Annotated in this window: 1 protein-coding gene; it reads right to left on the bottom strand. The window is 38.3% G+C overall.

What is annotated here, in order from left to right; translation table 11 throughout:
* Positions 1 to 1,012: IS4 family transposase (locus AC559A_RS19170; RefSeq protein ID WP_498819297.1), on the bottom strand; the 1,012-nt coding region annotated here is incomplete at its 3' end.
* Positions 1,013 to 1,150: the final 138 nt, after the last annotated feature.

Genomic DNA, 1,150 nt, shown 5'->3' with positions numbered 1-1,150 from the left:
TCATTATTGCCACGAGTAAAAAAGTCGAGATTGCGATCCAAATTTGACTTTTAACGGCATTTTCTGAGGTACCATAAAACCGTTTTATTCGCAGGTTTTGTTTGATCCATTTGAAAAATAATTCTACTTGCCATCTGTAACGATAGAGATCAGCAATTGTCAAAGATGGTAGAACAAAGTTGTTTGTTAAAAATACATAGACTTTTTGGGTTTCAGGGTCTTTATATTTCACCATTCTTAGTTTTTCTGGATAAAATTTGGATTGATAGAATCCTGTAAGCACAACACTTTGATCGCAAATTATACCTGAATTCCTGTCGATAGCATGCGAATATACCCTTCGATACTGAAAATTTACTTTGGCTCTGGTTACATAAAATGCAGATTGTTGAGAAATGCAATAGAGACGTTTGAAGTCAACATATCCACGATCCATTACGTAAATTGAACCAGGTTCGATAGGTAGTATGTCTAATACATTGACGTCATGCAGTTTTCCGTCGGATATATGTATAAAAGTTGGAATATTTCCACGTAAATCTATCAACGTATGAAGCTTGATTGCCCCTTTGCTCTTGCGAAAGTTGGCCCAGGGAAACATAGATAAGCATAAGTCTATTGTCGTGGAATCCAAGGCATAAGCTGTATTCTGGAGTTCGAGCCCAAATTCCTCATCAACATAGAGACAGCGGGCGATCTTTATCAGGTGTTGAGCAAGATCTGCGTAAATTTTCCAGTTTCTGACCTTATTGGCATTGGCTAAAGTGTTTCGGGAAACATGGGACCTGATGCCCATATGATACAATTTCTTCTTCTGGGATCGGAGGCAAACCTCGATATCCCTGAGGCTTTCACGATAAGTCAACTGTGCAAAGGCCATACATAAAAAATGATCAAGGCATGAAAACTCTTTGACTCTAAAATTTCCTTGATAAGTCTCGACACATTGGTGAAATGCTCGAAGCGGTAGATATTCAAGAATCTGAGAAAAAATGATATTGCCTGTGTACATGCCACCCTCCTTATTGTTGAGGGCAGACATGCTGAGTTTCCACAAGCCTTTCAAGTCGTTACATGGCAAAAACTCCTATTAATCCATTAATTTCAAACAAATACATGTCTTGGCAATGACAATGTTGGGACACTAGTG

Source organism: Desulfonatronum zhilinae (assembly GCF_900182865.1).
Lineage (GTDB): Bacteria > Desulfobacterota > Desulfovibrionia > Desulfovibrionales > Desulfonatronaceae > Desulfonatronum > Desulfonatronum lacustre.
Note: the sequence above shows the minus strand (reverse complement) of the source record. Positions and strands in the feature narration are given on the sequence as shown.